Raw genomic sequence first — 21,248 nt, forward strand, 5'->3', positions numbered from 1 at the left:
ATCCTCTGCGGATAAATGTATGTTTAGTTTGATATGAATCAATAACTTATAAAATTAGGTTGGCAAGATATAAAGTTTTTACTTTATTAACTAAGTGTGACGCAGATCACCATAAGGCATGCCATTCTGTAATGAGAGGATAACAATTTGCAAAGTCCAATTACGTTAGAGGCGCTCCATATTCTGGATGCCATTGACCGTCGGGGTAGTTTTGCGGCGGCAGCACATGAGCTTAATCGAGCACCAAGCTCACTCAGTTACCAGATTCAAAAGCTCGAGCAGGATCTGGATATCATGATCTTTGACCGTTCAGGGCACAAAGCCAATTTTACCGATGCGGGTAAGCTGATCCTGGAAAGGGGGCGCGGCATTCTGAATGCGACCGAAAAACTGGTCAACGACTCGACTCTGCTGGCTAATGGCTGGGAACTTGATATTACTTTAGCTTTCGACGGCATTATCCCTATTGCTAACTTTTTTCCGCTGGTCGAAGCTCTGGGAAATGTCAGCAAAACGCGGATTCGTCTCCAGGAAGAGATTCTGGCCGGCTGTTGGGAGTCTTTGGCTGACGATCGGGCCGATTTACTAATCTGTCCGCGTATCGAGACTTTGCCACAAGATGTCAAAGCCGAAACGCTGGGCAGTATGGAGATGGTGTGGGTGGCTGCAACCAATCACTATGTGCATAAACGCACCGGTGGATTTGATGCCGAAGCACGACAAAAATACCGTGCAATCGCAATTGCTGACACTGCACGCGATCAGCCGGCAATGAGCGTTAACATCCTGCAAAAGCAACCACGTCTTACCGTGACAAACTTTAATGCCAAATGTCAGGCGTTGTTAAGCGGTCTGGGCATCGGCACCATTCCTAAACATGTTGCGGAAACCGCTGATTGCTGAAGGCAAGCTGAAAATTATTGAAGGCAGTCCGGAAAGTCATATGGAACTGATTATGGCGTGGCGCCGCAATAAGATTGGTGAAGCAAAATCCTGGTGTATCCAGTATCTTAAGAAGCACTGGTCCCTGGTTTAACCCGAAACATCGTTCAGGTATTTGCGGCAGAATGACAATGCAGCCCGGCAGGCTACATGGCTTGCCGGGCTGCATTTTCTTGCATCGTTTCGAGTTTAAGGACCATATCGGCGGTCCCGTCTTCAAAATGAACGTCCACCGCAAATCCCAAGCCTTTTGCCAGCCCCAACATTCCACGGTTGGTTGGCATCGTCATGCCTGACATCTGCAGGGTACCTTTACTGCGGCAGTAATCGATGATTTTACCCATCAGAATTTTACCCAGGCCTTTACCCTTAAGATCGGAGCGGATCAGAATCGCAAACTCGGCATCGGTATTTTCCGGGTTAATCAGCGCGCGTGACACGCCGATAATTTCTGGCTTATCCCCCTGATGAGTCACAGCGACGAAGGCCATTTCACGGTCATAATCGATCTGCGTCAGGTTGGCCAACGCTTCATGGTTGAATTCGCCGACATCAGAAAAGAAGCGTTTGTAGAGATCTTCCTTACTGACCTTTTTAATAAACGCGGCATGGTCTGGTTCATCTTCGGGCAGAATAGGGCGTATAGTGACAACGTCACCATCTTTCGCCGTCACTTCCTCCGCCATCTCTGATGGGTAAGGTCGGATGGCCAACCGTCCCTGGGCATCACCGTTAAAGCGCTTGAGAGTTAAATCCGCATCGAGAATAGTAAATTGGCTGCCGTTGACCAAAACTGGATGGATATCCAGTTCATGTACTTGCGGGCATTCGACCACCATTTGTGAGATTCGGACCAAAAACTCCGACAGACCATCCACATCAATCGGTACCGGCAGTTTCTGCAGGCGTATCTTGCCTCCGCGAATCGCCCGCACAATCAGATAGCGGGCCAGGATCATATTAAGCGGCGGCAGCGCCGCAGCCGCATCTATTGCCTCGTTCCACTCCGAACCGCCCTGGCCGAGCAAAATCACCGGCCCGAAGGTGTTGTCATGTTTGACTTTAATTCGCAGCTCTTCACCACCGGCCAGTTTGGCCATGCCCTGAACCAGCAAGCCGTGGATATTAGCCGAAGGATAGGTGATCTGAGTTCGGTCGAGAATCGCCTGTGCCGCGTTGGCCACTTCGGCGCTGTTGCGCAGGTTGAGCATGACCCCCTGAACATCGGATTTGTGAGTAATATCCGGGGAACGTAATTTTACCGCAACCGGATAGCCTATGGTTTCCGCAATATGAACCGCTTCACTGGCATCAGATGCAATCCAGGTCGGCAGGACGCTGAAGTTGAAACATTTGAGCAGACTGCCGATTTGATGAGTATCGAGCTCGACCTGATCACTGTCTTGCAGATGCTCGTCAATCCACTGTTTGGCGCTGTTCACTTCTGAGACGTGAACGGCTTCTGCTGTGGTTGGCGTTTCCATCAGTTGCTTCTGGTTTCTTCGGTATTCCACCAGGTGCATAAATGCAACCACAGCACTCTCCGGGGTCCGGTACGTGGGGATCCCAGCCTGAGCAAAGATCTGTCGCGCCGGACGGGCGGTTTGTTCCCCGGACCAGTTAGTGAGAATATTGAACCGACGAGATCGCGGGTGTGATTTGATCACATCCACAATCGCCTGTGCGGTCTGCTCTGACTGAGCAATCGCAGAAGGACTGTGCATGATCAAAATGGCGTCGATGTTGTCGCCATCAAGCACCGCTTTTAACGCATTCACGTAACGCGTGTGGTCGCCATCGCCGACGATATCAATCGGATTACTGTGCGACCAGCTCTGCGGCAGGCACTGATTAAGCTTCTCATACACGCTCTCTTCCAGCTCAGCCAGTTTGCCACCGCGTTCGAGCAGGGTATCAATAGCCATAATCGCAGGCCCGCCACCGTTGGTGATGATTGCCAGACGCTCACCGCGCAGCGGTACCGAGTGAGTCAGAGTTTCTACCGCCGCAAACAACTCGTGACTGTTGTTGACCCGCAACATACCGGAACGCCGGATGGCTGAATCGTAGATGATGTCTAACGTATCATCACCACCGGTGTGCATTTGCGCCGCCTTACGGCCAGCGGACGTTCGGCCGCCTTTGAGGACCAGGATTCGGCGGTTACGCGAAGCCGCACGAGCGGCCGAGATAAACCGGCGTGCGTCCTGGATGGTGTCGACGTAGAGCAGAATAGCATCAGTGTGTTTGTCGGTACTGAGGCAATCAAGCAGGTCGGAGAATTCAATATCACTGGCGTTACCGAGTGAGACAAAGGCTGAAAAGCCAATTTCCTTGTCGTTCGCCCAATCAAGAATAGTGGTGCACACGGCTGCTGATTGGGAAATGAAGGCAATATTGCCTTTCAGGGCGGTGACCGGTGAGAATGAACCGTTAAAATTTACCCATGGCAGGATGAGTCCCAGACTATTTGGGCCGAGAATACGCATTCCGGCGCTTTTGGCTATTGCCTGACACTGCTGCTGAATCTCGTTACCTTGCGCATCCAGCGTATGCATGTCTGACGAGAGCACAATGACGCAGGACACTCCTTTTTCAGCGAGCTGCTGAAAAATAGCGGTATTGCGTGAAGCGTGTGTGCACAGAATCGCAATGTCAGGAACCAGCGGCAAGGCTTCAATCGTTTTATAGGCCAGAACACCGCAAACTGAGGGATAATAAGGCGTAACGGGCATAATCGCACCATCAAATCCGCCCTGAAGCAGGTTTTTCATCACGATATTGCCGGCCCGGAACGGGCGAACCGATGCACCGATCACGGCAACGGATTTCGGTTTCAATAACTGGCTTAAATTATTCATGAGTTAGGCTCACACGCGCACAGATGACGTGGGTATATCTTAACCAATAACCCATGCCTCTGTTACTGTATTTAATCTGGTTGTGATCCTGACGGCATGCAGGTGATGCGACTTTGTGTCACAAATCACAGGATATCGATGATAATTCTACTGCTACGCTTGATTCTGAGCGCTGCTATCGGCATGATTTAATTACTTTCTACTCAGAGTGTTTAAGATTCCATGAAAAAAATTGCAATAGTTGGCCTGTCAGCGCTACTCGGTGCATGTTCATCGGGCAGCTACATCACAGACGTAACGACCGAAAGTCATACTGAAGAGTACGCTGCCGCACCGGTTTCTCAGCCTGTTGTGTCTGCACAGGGCACCGCACAAGGCGTGACAGAGCAAAATGTTGAAATGAATGTTGTCAGAACGGCTCCGGTTGTCGCGCCAACCAACACCGTTCAGACCAAACCTGCTGCTCAGCAAAAACCAACGGTTTCTATCACACCTCCATCTGCAAAGCAGGTGGCAATGAACCCGCGTTACGGGTTTACCATTCAAGTGGTAGCGGTTGGCACTCAGAATAAAGTCGACGAGTTTGCGAATAAACTGCCAGGCAACGGCCAGCCTATTTGGGAAAACTATAAAGTCGTTAACGGTACCAAGTGGTATACCGTGCTATTTGGAGATTACGCCACTCGCAAGGAAGCTGAGGCAGCAATCGCAACTCTGCCGGGCGAATTTAAGTCTCTTAAGCCGTTCGTGAAAAGTATCGATACGATTAAAAATTCACAGTTCCCGACGCTGAATAAACTGAATTAACTCTGGTGAGTCATGAATAAAGGGGCAGGAAGCCCCTTTATTGTTTGTTCTATGACCATTTAAACCATGATTGTGTGAGAAATTCGCAGGAACGGTGTAAGTTGAGCGCGAATTGATTATCATAGCCAGCTAATAATTCCTGATGTCACGGAAAGATTTCAATGACAAAAAACACTATCTTACTGTTGTGTGGCGGCGGCTCTTCTGAACATGAAGTGTCACTTGTTTCTGCAAACTACCTTCAGCAGCAATTAGCTTTGACTGCAGATTTCGATGTCATTCGCGTCGAAATGAAACAAGACGGCTGGTTTACCGACGCCGGTGAGATTGTTTATCTGGATACCAACTCGGCGACACTGAACGATGAAGCGCTGTCAGTTAAGATCGACTTTGTGGTTCCTTGTATTCACGGCTACCCCGGTGAAACCGGTGATATTCAGTCGATGTTCGAACTGGCCGGAATTCCTTACCTGGGTTGTGGTCCGGAAGCGAGCTCTAACAGCTTCAACAAAATCACCTCCAAACTTTGGTATGACGCGTTAAATATCCCTAACACGCCTTATCTGTTTTTGTCTGAAAACAGTGAGCAGGCGTATCAGGATACCTTGGCGGCATTTCGTCAGTGGGGAAGTCTGTTTATCAAGGCTGCACGTCAAGGCTCTTCAGTAGGTTGTTACAAGGTCACTAAAGAGCATGAAGTTGCTGATGCTATCCAGAATGCATTTAAGTTTTCTGAACAGGTATTAGTTGAAAAAGCGGTTAAACCACGTGAACTGGAAGTGGCCGCCTATGAGCTGAACGGTGAACTGTTTATTACCAAGCCTGGTGAAATCATTGCACCGGAAGACGCCTTCTACAGCTATGAAGAGAAATACAGCGCCGGCAGTCATTCACGTACAGAAGTGGAAGCTCACAACCTGAGTGATGAGCAGCAACAACTGATTCAGGATGTCGCGCGTAAGGTGTTTACCCACATGAAGCTGCGCCATTTGTCCCGGATTGATTTCTTCCTGACACCGGAAGGTAACGTGTACCTGAACGAAGTGAATACCTTCCCGGGTATGACGCCAATCTCTATGTTCCCGAAAATGCTGGAACACAACGGCCACAAGTTCTCAGAATTCCTGGCAGATTGTGTACGCTCGTCACTAAGCGTAAAAGCATAATCAATCCAGTGGCTTAAAGCTGACAAATTTCAGCTTCTCTTGTTCCGCGGTGTTCTTACTTCCAATATATTGGTAAGGCATCGCGGCACTGAGCCAGCGTCCGAAACTCTTGAATATCCCTCGCTTTATACCCTTGTTTTGCCAACTGACGCGCAGCACCAATTCGGGCTGAATGGCCGGAAAATTTTAACTCTGGTTGCTGCAGATACTCACCGGCATTTCTCAAAATTCTGAAGATCGATGAATCATTCAAAGCTCCGGCGGAGATATTGCCGTGGCGATCAATAGCACGGAATATCACACCTTGTTGCTGGGGCAGTAATGCCACCCAACGCGATAGCGTCACTTTGGCCTGTGATGATAAAGCATAGGTCGTTTCACCAAACTGAATCAAATAATCTTCGCTGTCTTCACTCAGACAAACCAATTGCTCAAAGCTGAGTTTCTTTAACTCCGACCGCTTCAATGCACACTCAAACATAACGTGATAAATCGCCAAGTCTCTGATGACACGGGGCGCCGGATTATCATTGAGCAGTTCAAACAGTTCATCGAGGTGATGTTGATCAAAGCTGGCTGCCTGAGTATCGTCACCATGCTTCTCTAACCGTAATGAGGTAAGTGTCGTTTTTACCTGGCTGGTTGCAGTCGGGTCCTTTTGATTTAGCAAGCTATGAACAAGACTTATAGTGACAGCGTAACGTTTTATTGTGCTGTATTTTCTGGAACGAGCCTCAAATTCAAGGAATTGACGAACAGCTGTCGCAGAGGCCGGAATAGGGCGTACCGAGCGCGAAATGCAGAATTCCAGGAAGATATTCCAATCTTTCGTGAATGCCAGTAACGAGTTTGCACTGTACTGGTGCTGAGTCAGCTCATTTAGTTGGTCACGAGTGACTAGACGACCGAATTCAGTAACCTTCTGTTTTACAATGACTTGATCTGTGATCACCGTTAGATTTTTTTTCACTCTCACGCACTATAACTAGTTTTTTGCTAATAAATATACTTGCTAACACGAAATATACAATTATTATTTAATTTACCGTAACCAAAAGAAACAGATGCTTATGCCAATAGCTACTTATCGAGGGTTTAACCTCAAATCTGCGAACAATTCTACGGAAATATGGCAAGTTCAGATTAAGAACCATCTTTTGTCTGGCAACTTAGCAGCGGTAAAAAAGAGCATCGATTGGTGGTGTGAAACTGCTTCGATAATCGACCCGAAAGAGTTCGATTCTGTTGGCCGTAAACGAGATGACGCGGCTGGAATCCAGGAAAATTTCAATGGGTTTGCTCTGAAGAAACGACACTGGTGAAGCGAATGGTTGGTATTGTTTTTTCAATGGACGCTTAATTAAAGGCTCAAAAGTTGCCATTCAAAAGCATATCGAGGCATACTTGCTCGCTAGACAGCGTGCTGAAGCCCAACAAAAGAAGTAGTAGATTGTTATGACACTTGTATATTCGACAGAAGTCGGCCGAATTCAACAGGAACCAGAGAAAACCGAACGTCCTAAAGGCGACGGTATTGTCCGTATCCACAAAGAAACCAAAGGCCGTAAAGGCAAAGGCGTTTGTATTGTCAAAGGCCTGGATTTGGATGACGCGCCACTCAAACTTTTGGCAGCTGAACTTAAGAAAGTCTGCGGTTGCGGCGGCTCGGTAAAAGATGGCGACATCGAGATCCAAGGCGACATGCGCGACAAGATTAAAGCGTTGCTGGAAAAGAAAGGTTTCAAGGTCAAATTAGCCGGCGGCTAATCGGCTAATAACCAGGTTGATATCGGCAGATAGCAAAGTAGTTATTAGCTATTTTATGGTAAATATGGTTATGTTCAATAAACCATGTCGTAATCCGGATAAGGCTATCAACCAGGAAAGAGAGAAGAGTGCCTTAGACAGGCGCTCTTCTTAATACTCAATATTATTTAACATAACGTACATAATACGCACTTAGAGTGATTGCTCTAAAGTACTGTGGGCGTCAGCCGCATACAAAGCCAAGCTACCGCAAGCCATTGATAATCCTTGTAAACCCAGCCCGTTATACTTTTTTGCAATGTTTTCCCACATCGCTTTAATGGTTGGATTATCGTTGCGGTCAGCCTGGCAACCCAGTAACGCCACCTCTGGGTCAATTCCTGAATTCTCTGCAAGGAAAATTGCTTGTGAATCAGTCATATAGCGTTTGCATTTTCTGAATTCAGATATTCTCGACGCTGGAACTTTCATATCCAGCGCTATTTGTTCCCAGATTTGGTATTTATGATTCCCATAACTGGTAATTTGACTGCCTTGGTTGCTCGGCCTTAACCCGACACCTTGGCGGTCACCCAACTGTTAAGGTATTTGGTTATGGAGGACAACTCGGTTTTGATGACAGCTCATGACATTCAGGATCTCTCAATCTACCTGGCACTGTATGTGTCGCTGTTCTGTTTTGTCGGCTGCATACTTGGTCGTTTTGTCCTGACTCCAATCAAACGTTACGGCGTGACGTTCTCTCAATCTCGCTCTGTGGATGGTCACTGATATGGATACCATCTACTTCGACAACGCACCGGCCATTGGCATCAACGCTTATTTCCCTTGGGGCCATCGTTTCTTCAAATCACAGTTTGAGTTCGACTTGTATCTGTCGACTCACTACTGCAGTGACCCTTATCAGATGGTCGAAATCACCGATGAAAACTACCAGGAGCTGCTGCTCAAAGGAGTTTTCCATGCCATCTAAAAAGCCATTGAACCTATTTCACGATCAAGTGCGTCCGGTCAAGGTTGACCACTTGGCGTTTACGTTCGCGTACTCGGACTTGAAACACTTGGACCGCTCTAATGACCAGGACTTTATCAACCTGCAGTTTCCTGAGTATCGGGAGCCTGCATTGTCTACGCCTGAGCAACTGGATAACGCCATCACTCAGTACAAAAACAAGGTGCGCAAGATTCTGTCACATCGCTTTGAAGAGTTCATGCAAAAAGTGATGGGCTTTCGTCTGTCACCAATGCGCGGTCGCGGCCTGCATGGGTACGACGATTCGATGGTCATTCTGGATATGACCGGCACAGTCGAATGTGGTCTGGTCGGCATCGGCGGGAAACCTTGATACCGTGTTTGTTCAGATTAACGGTACAGGCTGCACACGACTGTTTGAGCGTATCTCACACACCAAACTGCATTGGTGGTTAGCCACAATTCTGGGCGTGACTCGCCTCGCCCGTCTTGATTTGGCCGTCGACGATTAAATAAAATAAAGTCGGTTAGCTTAAAGCAAGCAAAGGTTTTTCGAACGTGCGCACAAATAGTATTAATCCTTCTATTATGAGTCTATAACTCCGAAACCACTTTGCGATTCAAATCTATCCTAATGATGAAATAAACTGCTTGTTTAATATTGAGAAAATCGCCGAAGTAACCAATAGATGCCATTTAGAACACACAGAACTCACCACAGGTGACACACATCTTAGTTTTAGGAATTGCTCCCAAATGGGACTAACTCCCATCTATTAACACGTATATAATTGCTTATAGGTATAAAGGTTTGTTATACATTTGTTCGCTTCAGATCTGCTTTCAGGAGTGGGTTATAAAGTGGTTGCATGATTGTGTTGTCAGACTAATTTTGAGTGACGCGTTAAACAGACAATCTATCTACGATAGTTTTATATACGAGTTCACTTTGACTAAATTTAGAATCTTTAATAAAAACTAAAAAACTCAATATAGGTAATTGAAATGTCAGTAAAATTTCAACATTTAAATAAGTTCCGAAAAAATGAAAGCTTAATTGCTGAGTATGGCACCGAAAATGCTCATTTGATTTGGTGTATGGGGCTCTACTTAGATGAGTCTGATTTGGATAAGTTAGGAAACGGATGGTTTGACAGACGGCCCAAACGACAAGGGTATAGACTTTATCTATCAAAACAACTCTACTCTATACATTGTACAAGGCTATTTCTCTAAAAAAGAAGATTATAAAATAGAGGCTCCAGCAAGCAAAGCTGCAGATCTGAATCAAGCATTAGCATGGGTTAAAACGGGCAACATATCGGCGCTACCAGTAGATTTAAAAGATAAAATATCAGAGGTACGATCATTAATAGATAATGATGAAATCGATACAATAGAACTCTTATACACTCACAATTGCATCGAGTCTGAAAATGTTCGTAGAGAGCTTGATACGTGCGCGCAGTATCTAAAAAGTGCTTATTCAGAGAAAGATTTGGCCGTTGAATATAAAGAGCTTGGAGCAAAAAGTATTGAAAAACTTTACATATCACTATCTCAACAAATAGTAATAACAGAAGATATAAAATTCGACGGTGAAATATTTACATCTTTAAACGATGATGGTTGGAGTGCTTACTTAGGTTATGTCAATGGCAGTTGGTTACATGAACAATATTTGAAAAAACCGAATGATTTGTTCAGTGCAAACTATCGTGGATTTATGGGTATAAATAAAAGAAAAAAAATAAATAACGCGATCAGATCTACAGCAGAAAACAATCCAACAGATTTTTTTGTATTTAACAATGGCATCACTATTCTCACTGTTAAATTCAACTCTCTTAATAATACACTAAGCGGAATATCAATTATAAATGGTGCACAAACTACAGGTTCAATCGGTGCAGTATCTGATTCAGATAAGCTTAATAATGTGAAGGTAATGTGCAGAATTATTGAATGTGATGATGAAGAGAAGGTGAAAAAAATTGTGCAATACAATAACACTCAGAACCATATTACTACGTGGGACCACTATACAAACAGTATGGAACAAAAGGCACTAATAGAAGAGTTTAAAAAATTCGGATATACTTATTCTCTTAAGCGTGGCTTTGAAAATTCTGGTGCCTTATTTGGTATTGAATCAGTAGCTCAGCCATTAGTTGCATTCCATGGTGATTATAATAGTGCTAACAGAGGTAAAAACTACGTCTTTGAAACTAATAGCGCTTATCAAAATGCTTTCAAAGACTCAAAGGCTCAACATATTTTACTTGCTTATTGTGTTTCCAAAGCAATTGAAAGGCATAAAGGTTCTTTAAAATCCAAACAAAATAGAAAGGATAGCGATGAAAAGGCGTTTGTTTTTCTTCAGAATTTAAAATCTAGATATTTTGTTACTGCTGTTGTTGGTCAAATTTTGGATGAAATTGCTGATCAATCTATAGATGTAAAATTCGCGAAATTCAAGTATAACTCATGTATTACTTCTAATTTCAGTTTGGATGATTTAATCGGATTTTGGGTGCCTGTGGTCGCAGCGATATTACCTCTAATCATCAGTGTAACTAATACTGACTTGACGAGTTATTTAAGTGAAACTAAAGAGAATCAATTACAAATCGTTTCTGATTCAGTTAAAGAGAAACTTGCCTCACTAAGACAAATAACTGATTTACAACCTCTAACAGATTTAGCAACTCATATTGAGTAACTAATAGTAAAAATCCGCCTTCTTAGAAGGCGGATTTGGTTTACAGCCCCTGAAAGGGGCATTTCCGCGTTGTTAGTTCATCTTCAACTCTAACTGCGCCTCATGTTCTTGATCTTGCTTGTCTTGGTGTCTGACGTAACGTCTAATGATTTCTTCATTTACACCAACTGTATCGACAAAGTACCCTCGTGCCCAAAAATGATTTCCCCAAAGTTTCTTTCTTCTATGCGGATATTTATTAAACAACCGGGTTGTGTTTCTTACCGGTTTCCATTGAACGTGCTAATTGTTAAGTGTGCTTCTCGAATCACTGATGATGATTTTGGCAAACAACGTTAAGAGATTTCGATCCTGGCTTTCTCAACCTATCTTCAAATTGACCATAACTTAAGTTGCTCCACTCCTGATAATTGAATAACTCATATCAATGGCAAAAGACTTTGAACTTACCAAGTCTTATTCATACGGCCTAAGAACATGCTTTTTGCCTGTCATTATTCCACTGTTCTAACTGTCTACCTGCTTGTTTCAACTGGTTGACGACGTAAGCACCGAGCACGACACAGACATTGAATAAATGATCTACAACCCCCGCGATCAAGCCGACTTTGACACCGCTCAAATGCAAATCCGCTACACAATTCAAAATGCAATCATTAATCTTAACCTAGAAGTATTCGCACTGGGAGTTTTGCAATCATTAACAAAAAGAACCAAATACGTACCAATCTTTGCTATCAAAACTCATCGTCGAATTATAGTTTGCTGATTTGCACTATCTTGCTCGTTGCTATGCAAAGCTTTTGGTCAGATGTCACTGATATCACCTCTATTGGTGCAATGATGCTGATTTTGTCATACATATAATTAGTTATAGTGCGCTAGATATGCATTGCTGGAATTAAGTGAACATAGATTTATCTGAATAGTAACCCTAAGCAAACCCTGAATGTTTATTGTCTATAATCACAGTTACGTACTGAAAACACCATAAATGATGGGCTACAGGGCGGCCGTTTCATTGAGTGACGCCGTCACAAATTGAATTATCAAGTCAAACGCACATCCAAGCTACATTACCCCACTTTTTGTGTTGTGAAAATTTCTTATCTTGCCGCAATTGTACACTGTTTTATAGTTTTACCACTCAACACAAAGTACGTGATCAAAAGTAAAATGAAAAAACAAAATTACGTCTATCACTTTCGCTGGGCAGAGCAAACTTTTTGGCTTAAAAAACGTGGTGAGGACAAACGTAACCTTCTCAACCGAACGCTGAGTGGACTGGCGCGCTTAAACAAGCGCTTTCGCAAACTGGCACTACATAGTGCCGATACGCCTGAGCAACGATTCTTACATGAAGTGAAAGCGTATCAATATGCCATGGCGCATCAACTGCCGGTCGCCCGTCTTCGCTATGTCAACAAATCCTGGTTTATCACCGAAGATGGTGGCTCTCCTATCAATAAAACAGACGCCAATTCGCCTAAGCTGCTTTTCCGCCGGGCAATGTGTGCCTTAAATGAAATGCACCAGAAAAACTTTATCCACGGCAGGCCGGCAATGCGTGACATTCTGGTCAATCAAAACGGTAAAGTCACGTTTGTCGACCTGGAAGAAGCCCAGATCAGTAATGACCCGGCGCGGAAAGTTCGAGATGTAGTACTGTTTCTGCTCGACTCATATCGACTGCACAGCGTCAGTCAGCAAACGCGTATACGCGCAGTAGAAGCCTGGATTGCCGAAAGTAATGAATCAGTTCGCGCTGAATTCAAACGAGTCAGCCGCAAATTGAATCGCTATATCTGGCTTGCTCATACTGTCTTGCTGTTCAAGCCCAATCGACTGTCAAAACAACTGGTGCTGTTGGCGCGCTTTCTTGCTTGTATCGACCTTAATTAGTCATCACCCCGACATAGCACGTTGTAGCGCCTGAAGACACCCAATGCGACCCATCCGGAGCCTGTTTAGCGGAAACGACTCAAACAGGCTCAACACAGGATTCAGTAACATCACCCCGTCGATAACCCCGTTGGAAGTTTATCTGGTTCAACACAAACCGGGGCATCTTTTACGTTGCAACTGAGTTGCGGGGCAACCTCTGCCGTACACCAGACTTCAGATTAAACACAATACCGACCTGACGTTCTAAAACCTGTTCTGGCTTTATATCTGCCATTAGTAAGTAATCACACCGTAACGCATTAGCACAAAACACTGGTCTATTTTTTACCCCTAACGGAGATTGTAATAAAATTACAGATAGCTTTCATGGGAGTCGTACGGCAGGATTTTATCCTGCTATAAGTAGTTGTTTATTATTAATTTAGTGGGGTTAATTCAGAAATTACGGAAAAAAAGGAGGTGCTGGGTGATTTTGAAAGGCAAAAAAAGAGCACGTTACGTGCCCTATTCTTGGTTGTCTGCTTGTTGCTGCTGCTCCTGGCGGATTTGCTGCGCTACGATTTTAATCGCTTCTGCAGTACTGATGCCCTGCGCCATCAACTGCTGAATTTTTTCGACCGCCGCCTGTTGCTCGGCGTGGCTTAAGGTAGGTAAATCATCAAACATAAAAAAGGCTCCTTAATTAAGGAGCCCAACTATAGAGGTTCGTTTAGTAACTCGCAAGGAAGTTTACGTATCCGCCCATGGCATTTTCATTGGTGTAGCTGGCACCGATATCAAGCTGGAACAAATTCAGAGGCGATAAACCAATACCCGCTGTTACCGTCCCTTCACTTCCACTGTATGCCAGGTTCTTGTTATAACCGGCGCGCAGTTTTAGCTGACGCATTAAATCAATTTCACCACCGACGCGAATCATCTGTGTGTTATCGGCAAAATCATCAAAGCGTTTGTCTTCATTCAGATCGTAATCAACACTCAGAGTAACGTAGTCAGCAACGATGCCCGCCCCTACGGTGTATTGCGGACGAATCTGATACGAGTACTGCAGGTTTGGATTACCGGCTACCTGAGAAACCACGCTACGCGTTTCGATATCACGGCTGATCAGGTTACTGGCTGCCAGGCCAATCCGGAACGGACCATAAAACCACAACGCGCCGGCGTCGATGTTAAACGTAGTTTCGCCACGGCTGTTTTCACGTAAATCAGAAATATCGTAGTTGTTGATACCCGCTTCATACACATAGGTGTAGATACGTTGTAATTTCGGGCTGATACCAAACGACATGTGTTGGCCAAGGAAGGTTTGATACTTGGCCAGTGAAATACCGACTTCCGTCACTGCGACCGATACCGCATTGACGGTACTGTTCTGTGCGTTTCTCAAGGGTACACAAGTCGGTGTTCGCTGGCGTGCTGCAGTTGTCAGCAATTTGCGGCGTAGCAAAAGTTTCAGCATAGGCTTTGCCGAACAGGTTCATGGACAGATACTGGTTCGGAATACCAAAGGCGACGACACCGCCAATGTTGGCATTGACTACATCTCCGTTCACTTCATCCATTTTGGCCTGCAACTCGGCAGCGCGGGAAACATCACCACTGTCGATCAGATCGGAAATTGCATCCATATTATCGACCAGGTTATCCGGGTCGTTGTAGTTGATACCAAAGCTGGGAAGAATCATGCCGGCATCATCATTGCGACGATAAATCGCCACAATAGCCGGATTATAGAAAGGAGCTGTCAGGTAGTTTGCCGCGACTACGCCGACACCACCCATCGCATCACCACGTGCTTCAATCGCGTAGTTCGCTGCGAAAACGCCCGGAGCTGTCACAGAGACAGCCAGCGCGAGAAACTTTAATTTAGTATTCATGCCGTTACCCAACCATAAAATCCATTTGGTTATATAACGGCGTATTTTCCATTAACTTTAGTTATTCATCTAGCGAAACGTCATATGTTTTGCTGATAACTTGAGATTGCTCAATAACTATTGGCCCTTGCCAGCGATGATGGGTCATCGACACTGCTAACACATAGCGATCATCGGGCAAGTCGTCCTGCTCCAGTTTGGTCGGATAGTCTGACTCGTAGGTCTGTTTCCAGATCTCTTTGTACTTACCATCTTCATAATCAAACACGGAGACACCCAATTTAGGCAGCGGGCAATAACGGTTCAGCAGCGCGTTTTTCTCAACGACCCATTGGTCTTTCGAAGCCCAACGTACAGTCTGTTTTGCTTGCGGGTGACCGAAAATAATCCACGAGCTCCAGGTTTCTTTATCCGCAGCGGTGATATCCAGACGGTAAAGGCCCATATTGAGCTTGGTATTGAGATTGTAGCGTTTCAAATACGATTGCGTGTTTGATGTGACACTGTCACGGTCGGTTCGGGTAAAGGTACTGTCACTGGAAAGAGGCTTATCAACCCACTGTGTCAGCTTGATGTCGCTGATCGCTTTGGTCACTTTGGCATCAATCAGTACCTGGTACGCATCGCGCCCCGGGCTTTGAATATCAATTCTGCGCAGAGTGACTCCCGAAATCCAGTCCGGAAATGCTTTGTTATCTAAGCCTTTACCGCAATCGACAGTCAGTGATTGCAGCAATAGTTCATCGAGGTGTGAACGAATGTTTTTGTTGTGATCGAGCTGCCAGACTTCAACCAAAGAAGCGAACATGCTCGCTAGGTCGTTGTTGAGCAGGTTTTGGTGCGCCTGGGTCAGTGGAGTGCTTTTTTGAAACCACTCCACTGCCTGGGCTGATAAAGGCACGCTGAGCAGCGTGCCAATCAGTAAAGCCGTTGATCGCATTGTTATGCTTTCATTTTATATCCGACGCCGCGTAGCGTCTCGATATCCAGGCCAGGTAGTTTCTGACGCAGCTGCAGTACATGCGTATCCACGGTACGAGTCGTCGGAAAATGGTTGTAGCCCCAAACATGGTCAAGCAGTTCATCACGAGTGAACACCCGGCCCAGGTTGCTGGCCAAAAACAGCAGCAGATCAAACTCAGTACGTGTCAGAGTCACAGACTCACCGTTAAAGAACACTTCACGCGTTGCTTTATCGATGATCAGATTGTCAGTCACAACTTTGCTGTCGTCCATCTCATCATTGTCCGGCAGGCGAAGCTGGGCACGAAACGCGGGCAAACAGTTCTGCTTCAGCAAACGGTTTGGTCAGGTAATCATTCGCACCTGCATCCAGACCGGTTACTTTGTCTTTCACTGTAACCAATGCGGTCAGAAGAATAACAGGAATATCTTTAATTTCTTTCCAGCCAGCAAGATGTTGAACTGAGTCACCATCAGGAAGCTGTCGATCGAGAATAACCAAATCGGCTTGATCCCAATATTGCTTTACCGCAGCGATCGTTTCTGCATGTAAACAGTCATATCCTGCTTGCTCCAGACTGACCAACAGGCCGTCAGCTAGGTTTTTGTCATCTTCAACAAGAAGCAATGTCTGTTTCACAGGGTATCTCCAATATAAATGTGGTCGGTGGTCCAACGAGGTTCATTGTTCCCCCCATTCTTCCGACCATCGATTCTACTATAGTTAAACCAAGTCCTAAGCCACTTTTACTGACGAAAGGCTTGCGTAAATGACGCCAATCCTTATTGGTGAGCGTTCCCTGGTCCTTAACCTTAATGGTCACAGCATCCGCTCGGGTGATGACTTCCAGCGTCACCGGAGCAACGCCATACTTTACCGCGTTGCGTATTAAATTGTCGACACATGTACCAAGCCAATACACATTGAGCTTGGCGGCGATATCTTGGTTGATGATCAGCTCGACCGGTTCGGCAAACTCTTCTTCAACTTTAAATCTTAACCACTCTTCAACGGACGGAACCCAGTCTGTCGCAAGCGGCTTATTATCGGATTGCAGATAATCTTTACTTGCTTCAGCGAGTTGGCGTAAACGGCGTGAATCTTCACACAAGCGACGAAACTCATCGTATACAGACTCCGGTAAATGTTCAAATTCACGTCGGAAGCCTTCCACCGTCAGGGACAAACTGGCGATTGGGGTGCGCAGTTCGTGAGTCAGAATTTGCAGAATCAACATACGACTCTTCATATCCTGACGCTTTGAATTCCATCGGTAAACCGACCAACCCATCACCAGCAGGATGTTGGCAATCACCAACACCACCATACTTATACGTAACAGGTCAGAATGATCCTCAATATTCCAGCAGATGTTACCACGCTGTACAAAACAGGTATTTTCCGGCGACGCTATACTGAAGGACAATCCGGCTTTGCTGGCGTTTTCGTTCCAGGTATCGTCATCAAAGACATAGTATTCGTCACCTTTGCGCAGCCAAAGTTCCCCGTCATCACCAAACATTACGGCGCCGGCAATCAAAGCGGAGATGGTGTCTTCGCTCATACTTTGCAAACGGCCCAGTAACGTACCAGCTGCCGCTTTCGGACGCTCCTGGATGTGCATGTACTGAGTCAGCTTGTTCATCAGTTCAGGATGCACTTCAGCATACCGCGAAGCATAAGTACCGCCGCCGGGATGAATCAGCGCACTGCGCCCGAACCAGCGCAATGGTAATTGGGTGCCTTTACATAGTGCCCGGGTAAAAACCAAAGGTTCCGTCACTAAAGGGTTGAGAGGCAGTTTACCTGAGCACGTTCTTGCTAGCTGATACAGCTGCTGGATGTCCCGGATTGGATAGGATGATGTTTGCGGCAGCATCGTATCCGGTGTCAGCAACCGGGTCGGATAGTCATTCTGTATTGCACGTATATCGTAAGATACTACCGCGGATTTATAATCAAACAGCGATATAAACAGATCGATACGTTCCGGTAACGAATCTGCATAAGTCGCTGAGGAGAAAGAAATCCCCAGTAACGCTATGGTATTTAGTATCGCTTTAATCAATTTGAATCTTCGGTAGATCATAGGTTTACAAAACTATATCGTATTATCCGAAAAAGATACATTTACCGTGTTATATTGCTGTCAATAATGCATAGATCACAAACAAAGAAGCCAGCTAAATGCTGGCTTCTCTATTAAATGCAGGATTTTTACCCGCATGGTGTATGGTTTATAGTGCGCGTGAGATAGCGTCAACACTCTCTTTTGCATCACCAAACAACATATGTGTGTTGTCTTTAAAGAACAGAGGGTTCTGCACACCGGCGTAACCTGTGTTCATCGAACGCTTAAACACGATGACATTCTTCGCATTCCAGACTTCCAGAAACCGGCATGCCGGCAATCGGGCTGTTTGGATCTTCTTGTGCCGCCGGGTTAACCGTGTCGTTAGCACCGATAACCAGTACTGTGTCTGTCTCGCTGAAATCGTCGTTGATTTCATCCATTTCCAGTACGATGTCATACGGTACTTTGGCTTCTGCCAGCAGTACGTTCATGTGACCAGGCAGACGCCCCGCAACCGGGTGAATACCAAAGCGGACTTCAACACCCAGTGCGCGAAGTTTTTCGGTAATCTCATGCACCGGATACTGAGCCTGAGCCACTGCCATACCGTACCCAGGAGTAATGATGACTGACGTTGAGTTTTTCAACATGTCCGCCACATCTTCAGCGTTGATTTCACGGTGTTCACCCTGCTCTTCATCACTGCTGATCACCACGTCCTGACCAAAGCCACCGGCAATGACACTGATGAACGAACGGTTCATCGCTTTACACATGATGTAGGACAGAATCGCACCGGAAGAACCAACCAGCGCTCCGGTTACGATCAACAGGTCGTTGGCCAGCATGAAACCTGCCGCGGCCGCCGCCCAACCCGAGTAAGAGTTCAGCATAGAAACCACAACCGGCATATCCGCACCACCAATCGATGCCACCAGATGGTAACCAAACGCAAACGCGATAAGTGTCATCACGATCAGTGCAAACATGCTGCCGTCAGCATTCACAAACTGAACCATCAGCAGTGTAGAAACAACCACAGCCGCCAGGTTAAGCTTATGTTTGTGCGGCAGGTTGAGCGGAGATGACTTAATCAGACCACGCAGTTTACCAAATGCCACGATGGAACCCGTGAACGTCACTGCACCGATGAATACACCCAGGAAGACTTCAACCAGGTGAATCACGTGCTCGGCATGAGTCGCAACTTCAGGTGCGTCCAGGTAGCTGTTATAGCCAACCAGAACCGCCGCCATACCAACGAAGCTGTGCAGAATCGCAACCAGCTCCGGCATTTCGGTCATTTCCACTTTTTTTGCAAAGTGGATACCGATCGCACCACCAATCAGCATTGCGATGATAATCCAGACAAAACCCTCAGAACCCGGACTGAAAATAGTCGCTAGAAGCGCTATGGTCATACCGGCGATACCGTAGTAGTTACCGGATTTGGCTGATTCCTGTTTAGACAGTCCAGCCAGACTTAAAATGAAAAACAGAGCAGCAACAATGTAGGCCGCCTGTACTAATCCTGCAGACATTGTGTACTCCCTTAATTTTTACGGAACATTTCAAGCATACGTTTGGTCACGGTAAAGCCACCAAAGATGTTGATACTGGCAATCAAGACGGCGATAAACGCCAGGAAAGTCACCACGCCATTACCCTGCCCGATTTGCAGCAGTGCGCCCACAACGATGATGCCCGAAATCGCATTGGTTACCGACATCAGAGGTGTATGCAGAGCATGGGTAACGTTCCAGACCACGTAGTAACCCACGACACAGGCCAGAACGAATACGGTAAAGTGCCCAAGGAATGCAGCCGGGGCCACTGAGGCGATCCACGCAAACGCACCCACGCCAACCGCGAGACCAACCAGTTTTTTCACCGGAGAGACAGGTTCAGACTCTTTTTTTTCGGCTTTAGGCTGGGCTTTTGGCTTTTGTTGTGGCTGAGCAGAAACCTGAATCGGCGGTGCCGGCCAGGTGATTTCACCATCTTTGACCACGGTGACGCCGCGCACAACCACATCTTCAAAATCGATGTTGATATTGCCGTCTTTTTCTTTGCACAGCAGTTTCAGCAAGTTAACCAAGTTAGTTGCGAAAAGTTGAGAAGATTGCGTTGGCAGACGACCCACCATATCGGTATAGCCGATCACTTTAACGCCATTCGGGGTAACGAATACCTGGTCTTTGACTGTGTATTCACAGTTACCGCCGTTCGCTGCCGCCAAATCGACAATCACGCTGCCCGGTTTCATGCTGTCGACCATCTCTTTGGTCACCAGTTTTGGCGCAGGTTTGCCCGGGATAAGCGCAGTGGTAATAATGATGTCGACATCTTTCGCCTGAGCCGCATACAGTTCAGCCGCTTTACGGTTGAAATCATCCGACATCTCCTTGGCGTAACCGTCACCTGAACCGGAGTTTTCCTGATAATCAAGTTCCAGGAACTCAGCACCCATTGACTGAACCTGCTCTTTTACTTCAGGTCGAACGTCGAAAGCACGTACGATAGCACCCAGGCTACCTGCCGCACCGATGGCAGCCAAACCAGCAACACCGGCACCGGCGACAAATACTTTCGCTGGCGGTACTTTACCCGCCGCGGTAATCTGACCGGTAAAGAAGCGACCAAATTCATGCGCCGCTTCCACCACCGCACGATAACCGGCGATGTTGGCCATTGAAGAGAGAGCGTCCAATGCCTGAGCGCGAGAAATACGTGGTACGCAATCCATCGCCATGACATTGATACTTTTCACGGTCAGTTTTTCCATCAGCTCTGCATTTTGTGCAGGCCAGATAAAGCTGACCAGTGTGGCGCCTTCCTTAAGCAAAGCAATCTCGTCGACGCTGTCGTCGCTAAGCGGTGCATTGACTTTCAGGATGATGTCCGATTGCCAGGCTTCATCTTTAGTCACTACTTTTGCACCAGCAGCTTCGAATGCAGAATCTTCAAAACTTGCCAATTCCCCTGCCTGAGATTCGACAACGACCTCAAAACCTAGCTTGATTAACTGTTCAACCGACGATGGTGAAGCAGCGACTCGCGTTTCCCCTGCGAGTATTTCCTTTGGTACACCAATTTGCATAGCTTATCCTTGACTATTGGCACAATGAATATTCTTTTTTTATCTAACGACTGACCTAACTTCAAGCTATTTGTTATATAAATACAA

Annotated in this window: 13 protein-coding genes and 8 pseudogenes; 10 read left to right on the top strand and 11 right to left on the bottom strand. The window is 46.1% G+C overall.

Going from position 1 to position 21,248, the window contains the following annotated elements:
• The first annotated feature begins 147 nt into the window (after positions 1–147).
• Positions 148–1,036, top strand: a pseudogene (locus ABDK09_02500) (LysR family transcriptional regulator).
• A 52-nt stretch (positions 1,037–1,088) separates the two neighbouring features.
• Here ABDK09_02500 and ABDK09_02505 read toward each other — a convergent pair.
• Positions 1,089–3,803, bottom strand: a complete 2,715-nt coding sequence (locus ABDK09_02505) for a bifunctional acetate--CoA ligase family protein/GNAT family N-acetyltransferase (GenBank protein ID XAW88254.1) — start codon at positions 3,801–3,803, stop codon at positions 1,089–1,091.
• Between the two features lie 222 nt (positions 3,804–4,025).
• On the opposite strand from ABDK09_02505, the gene ABDK09_02510 reads away from it, so the two are divergent.
• Positions 4,026–4,610 carry an SPOR domain-containing protein gene (locus ABDK09_02510; GenBank protein ID XAW88255.1) on the top strand — a complete coding sequence of 195 codons (585 nt, stop codon included), beginning with the start codon at positions 4,026–4,028 and terminating at the stop codon, positions 4,608–4,610.
• A gap of 161 nt (positions 4,611–4,771) precedes the next feature.
• Positions 4,772–5,776, top strand: a complete 1,005-nt coding sequence (locus ABDK09_02515; protein XAW88256.1) for a D-alanine--D-alanine ligase — start codon at positions 4,772–4,774, stop codon at positions 5,774–5,776.
• On the opposite strand, the pseudogene ABDK09_02520 reads toward ABDK09_02515, so the two are convergent.
• Positions 5,777–6,746, bottom strand: a pseudogene (locus ABDK09_02520) (tyrosine-type recombinase/integrase).
• Between the two features lie 100 nt (positions 6,747–6,846).
• Between ABDK09_02520 and ABDK09_02525 the strand changes: the two are divergent.
• Together ABDK09_02525 and yciH are read left to right on the top strand one after the other, a co-directional pair.
• Positions 6,847–7,222, top strand: a pseudogene (locus tag ABDK09_02525) (DUF3319 domain-containing protein).
• Between the two features lie 9 nt (positions 7,223–7,231).
• On the top strand, positions 7,232–7,543 hold the full coding sequence (yciH, locus tag ABDK09_02530; GenBank protein ID XAW88257.1) for a stress response translation initiation inhibitor YciH: 312 nt from the start codon (positions 7,232–7,234) through the stop codon (positions 7,541–7,543).
• A gap of 192 nt (positions 7,544–7,735) precedes the next feature.
• Here yciH and ABDK09_02535 read toward each other — a convergent pair whose 3' ends face one another.
• Positions 7,736–8,068, bottom strand: a complete 333-nt coding sequence (locus ABDK09_02535; GenBank protein ID XAW88439.1) for a DUF3693 domain-containing protein — start codon at positions 8,066–8,068, stop codon at positions 7,736–7,738.
• Positions 8,069–8,137: 69 nt separating this feature from the next.
• Here ABDK09_02535 and ABDK09_02540 point away from each other — a divergent pair, with 69 nt between their 5' ends.
• The 4 genes and pseudogenes from ABDK09_02540 to ABDK09_02555 all read left to right on the top strand — a co-directional run bounded on the left by ABDK09_02540 (position 8,138) and on the right by ABDK09_02555 (position 11,238).
• Positions 8,138–8,314, top strand: coding sequence for a hypothetical protein (locus tag ABDK09_02540; protein ID XAW88258.1), 177 nt, complete (start codon positions 8,138–8,140; stop codon positions 8,312–8,314).
• A 1-nt stretch (position 8,315) separates the two neighbouring features.
• Positions 8,316–8,516, top strand: coding sequence for a hypothetical protein (locus tag ABDK09_02545; GenBank protein XAW88259.1), 201 nt, complete (start codon positions 8,316–8,318; stop codon positions 8,514–8,516).
• Positions 8,506–9,025, top strand: a pseudogene (locus ABDK09_02550) (replication initiation factor family protein). The gene ABDK09_02545 and the pseudogene ABDK09_02550 overlap by 11 nt, the downstream one beginning before the upstream one ends.
• Before the next feature lie 641 nt (positions 9,026–9,666).
• Positions 9,667–11,238 (top strand): AIPR family protein, encoded by a 1,572-nt coding sequence (locus ABDK09_02555; GenBank protein XAW88260.1) that lies wholly within the window; start codon positions 9,667–9,669, stop codon positions 11,236–11,238.
• 72 nt (positions 11,239–11,310) lie between these two features.
• Here ABDK09_02555 and ABDK09_02560 read toward each other — a convergent pair.
• A pseudogene (locus ABDK09_02560) lies at positions 11,311–11,487 on the bottom strand (transposase).
• Between the two features lie 792 nt (positions 11,488–12,279).
• On the opposite strand from ABDK09_02560, the gene ABDK09_02565 reads away from it, so the two are divergent.
• The gene (locus ABDK09_02565; protein ID XAW88261.1) at positions 12,280–13,140 is read left to right on the top strand and encodes a hypothetical protein; all 861 of its coding nucleotides are present in this window, start codon (positions 12,280–12,282) and stop codon (positions 13,138–13,140) included.
• A 507-nt stretch (positions 13,141–13,647) separates the two neighbouring features.
• Here ABDK09_02565 and ABDK09_02570 read toward each other — a convergent pair.
• From ABDK09_02570 to ABDK09_02600, 7 genes and pseudogenes are all read right to left on the bottom strand, one after another.
• On the bottom strand, positions 13,648–13,809 hold the full coding sequence (locus tag ABDK09_02570) for a YoaH family protein (protein XAW88262.1): 162 nt from the start codon (positions 13,807–13,809) through the stop codon (positions 13,648–13,650).
• Between the two features lie 43 nt (positions 13,810–13,852).
• Positions 13,853–15,023, bottom strand: a pseudogene (locus tag ABDK09_02575) (conjugal transfer protein TraF).
• 61 nt (positions 15,024–15,084) lie between these two features.
• Positions 15,085–15,969 carry a DUF2861 family protein gene (locus ABDK09_02580; GenBank protein XAW88440.1) on the bottom strand — a complete coding sequence of 295 codons (885 nt, stop codon included), beginning with the start codon at positions 15,967–15,969 and terminating at the stop codon, positions 15,085–15,087.
• Positions 15,966–16,626 (bottom strand): annotated as a pseudogene (gene vxrB, locus ABDK09_02585) (response regulator transcription factor VxrB). Before vxrB ends, ABDK09_02580 begins: the two are co-directional and overlap by 4 nt.
• The gene (gene vxrA / locus ABDK09_02590; protein XAW88263.1) at positions 16,601–18,076 is read right to left on the bottom strand and encodes a sensor histidine kinase VxrA; all 1,476 of its coding nucleotides are present in this window, start codon (positions 18,074–18,076) and stop codon (positions 16,601–16,603) included. The pseudogene vxrB and the gene vxrA overlap by 26 nt, the downstream one beginning before the upstream one ends.
• A gap of 148 nt (positions 18,077–18,224) precedes the next feature.
• A pseudogene (gene pntB, locus ABDK09_02595) lies at positions 18,225–19,602 on the bottom strand (Re/Si-specific NAD(P)(+) transhydrogenase subunit beta).
• Positions 19,603–19,613: 11 nt separating this feature from the next.
• Positions 19,614–21,161 carry a Re/Si-specific NAD(P)(+) transhydrogenase subunit alpha gene (locus tag ABDK09_02600; GenBank protein XAW88264.1) on the bottom strand — a complete coding sequence of 516 codons (1,548 nt, stop codon included), beginning with the start codon at positions 21,159–21,161 and terminating at the stop codon, positions 19,614–19,616.
• Between the last annotated feature and the right edge of the window lie 87 nt (positions 21,162–21,248).

Origin of the sequence: Vibrio sp. CDRSL-10 TSBA, assembly GCA_039696685.1 — a bacterium.
In the GTDB taxonomy this organism is placed as follows: Bacteria; Pseudomonadota; Gammaproteobacteria; order Enterobacterales; family Vibrionaceae; genus Vibrio.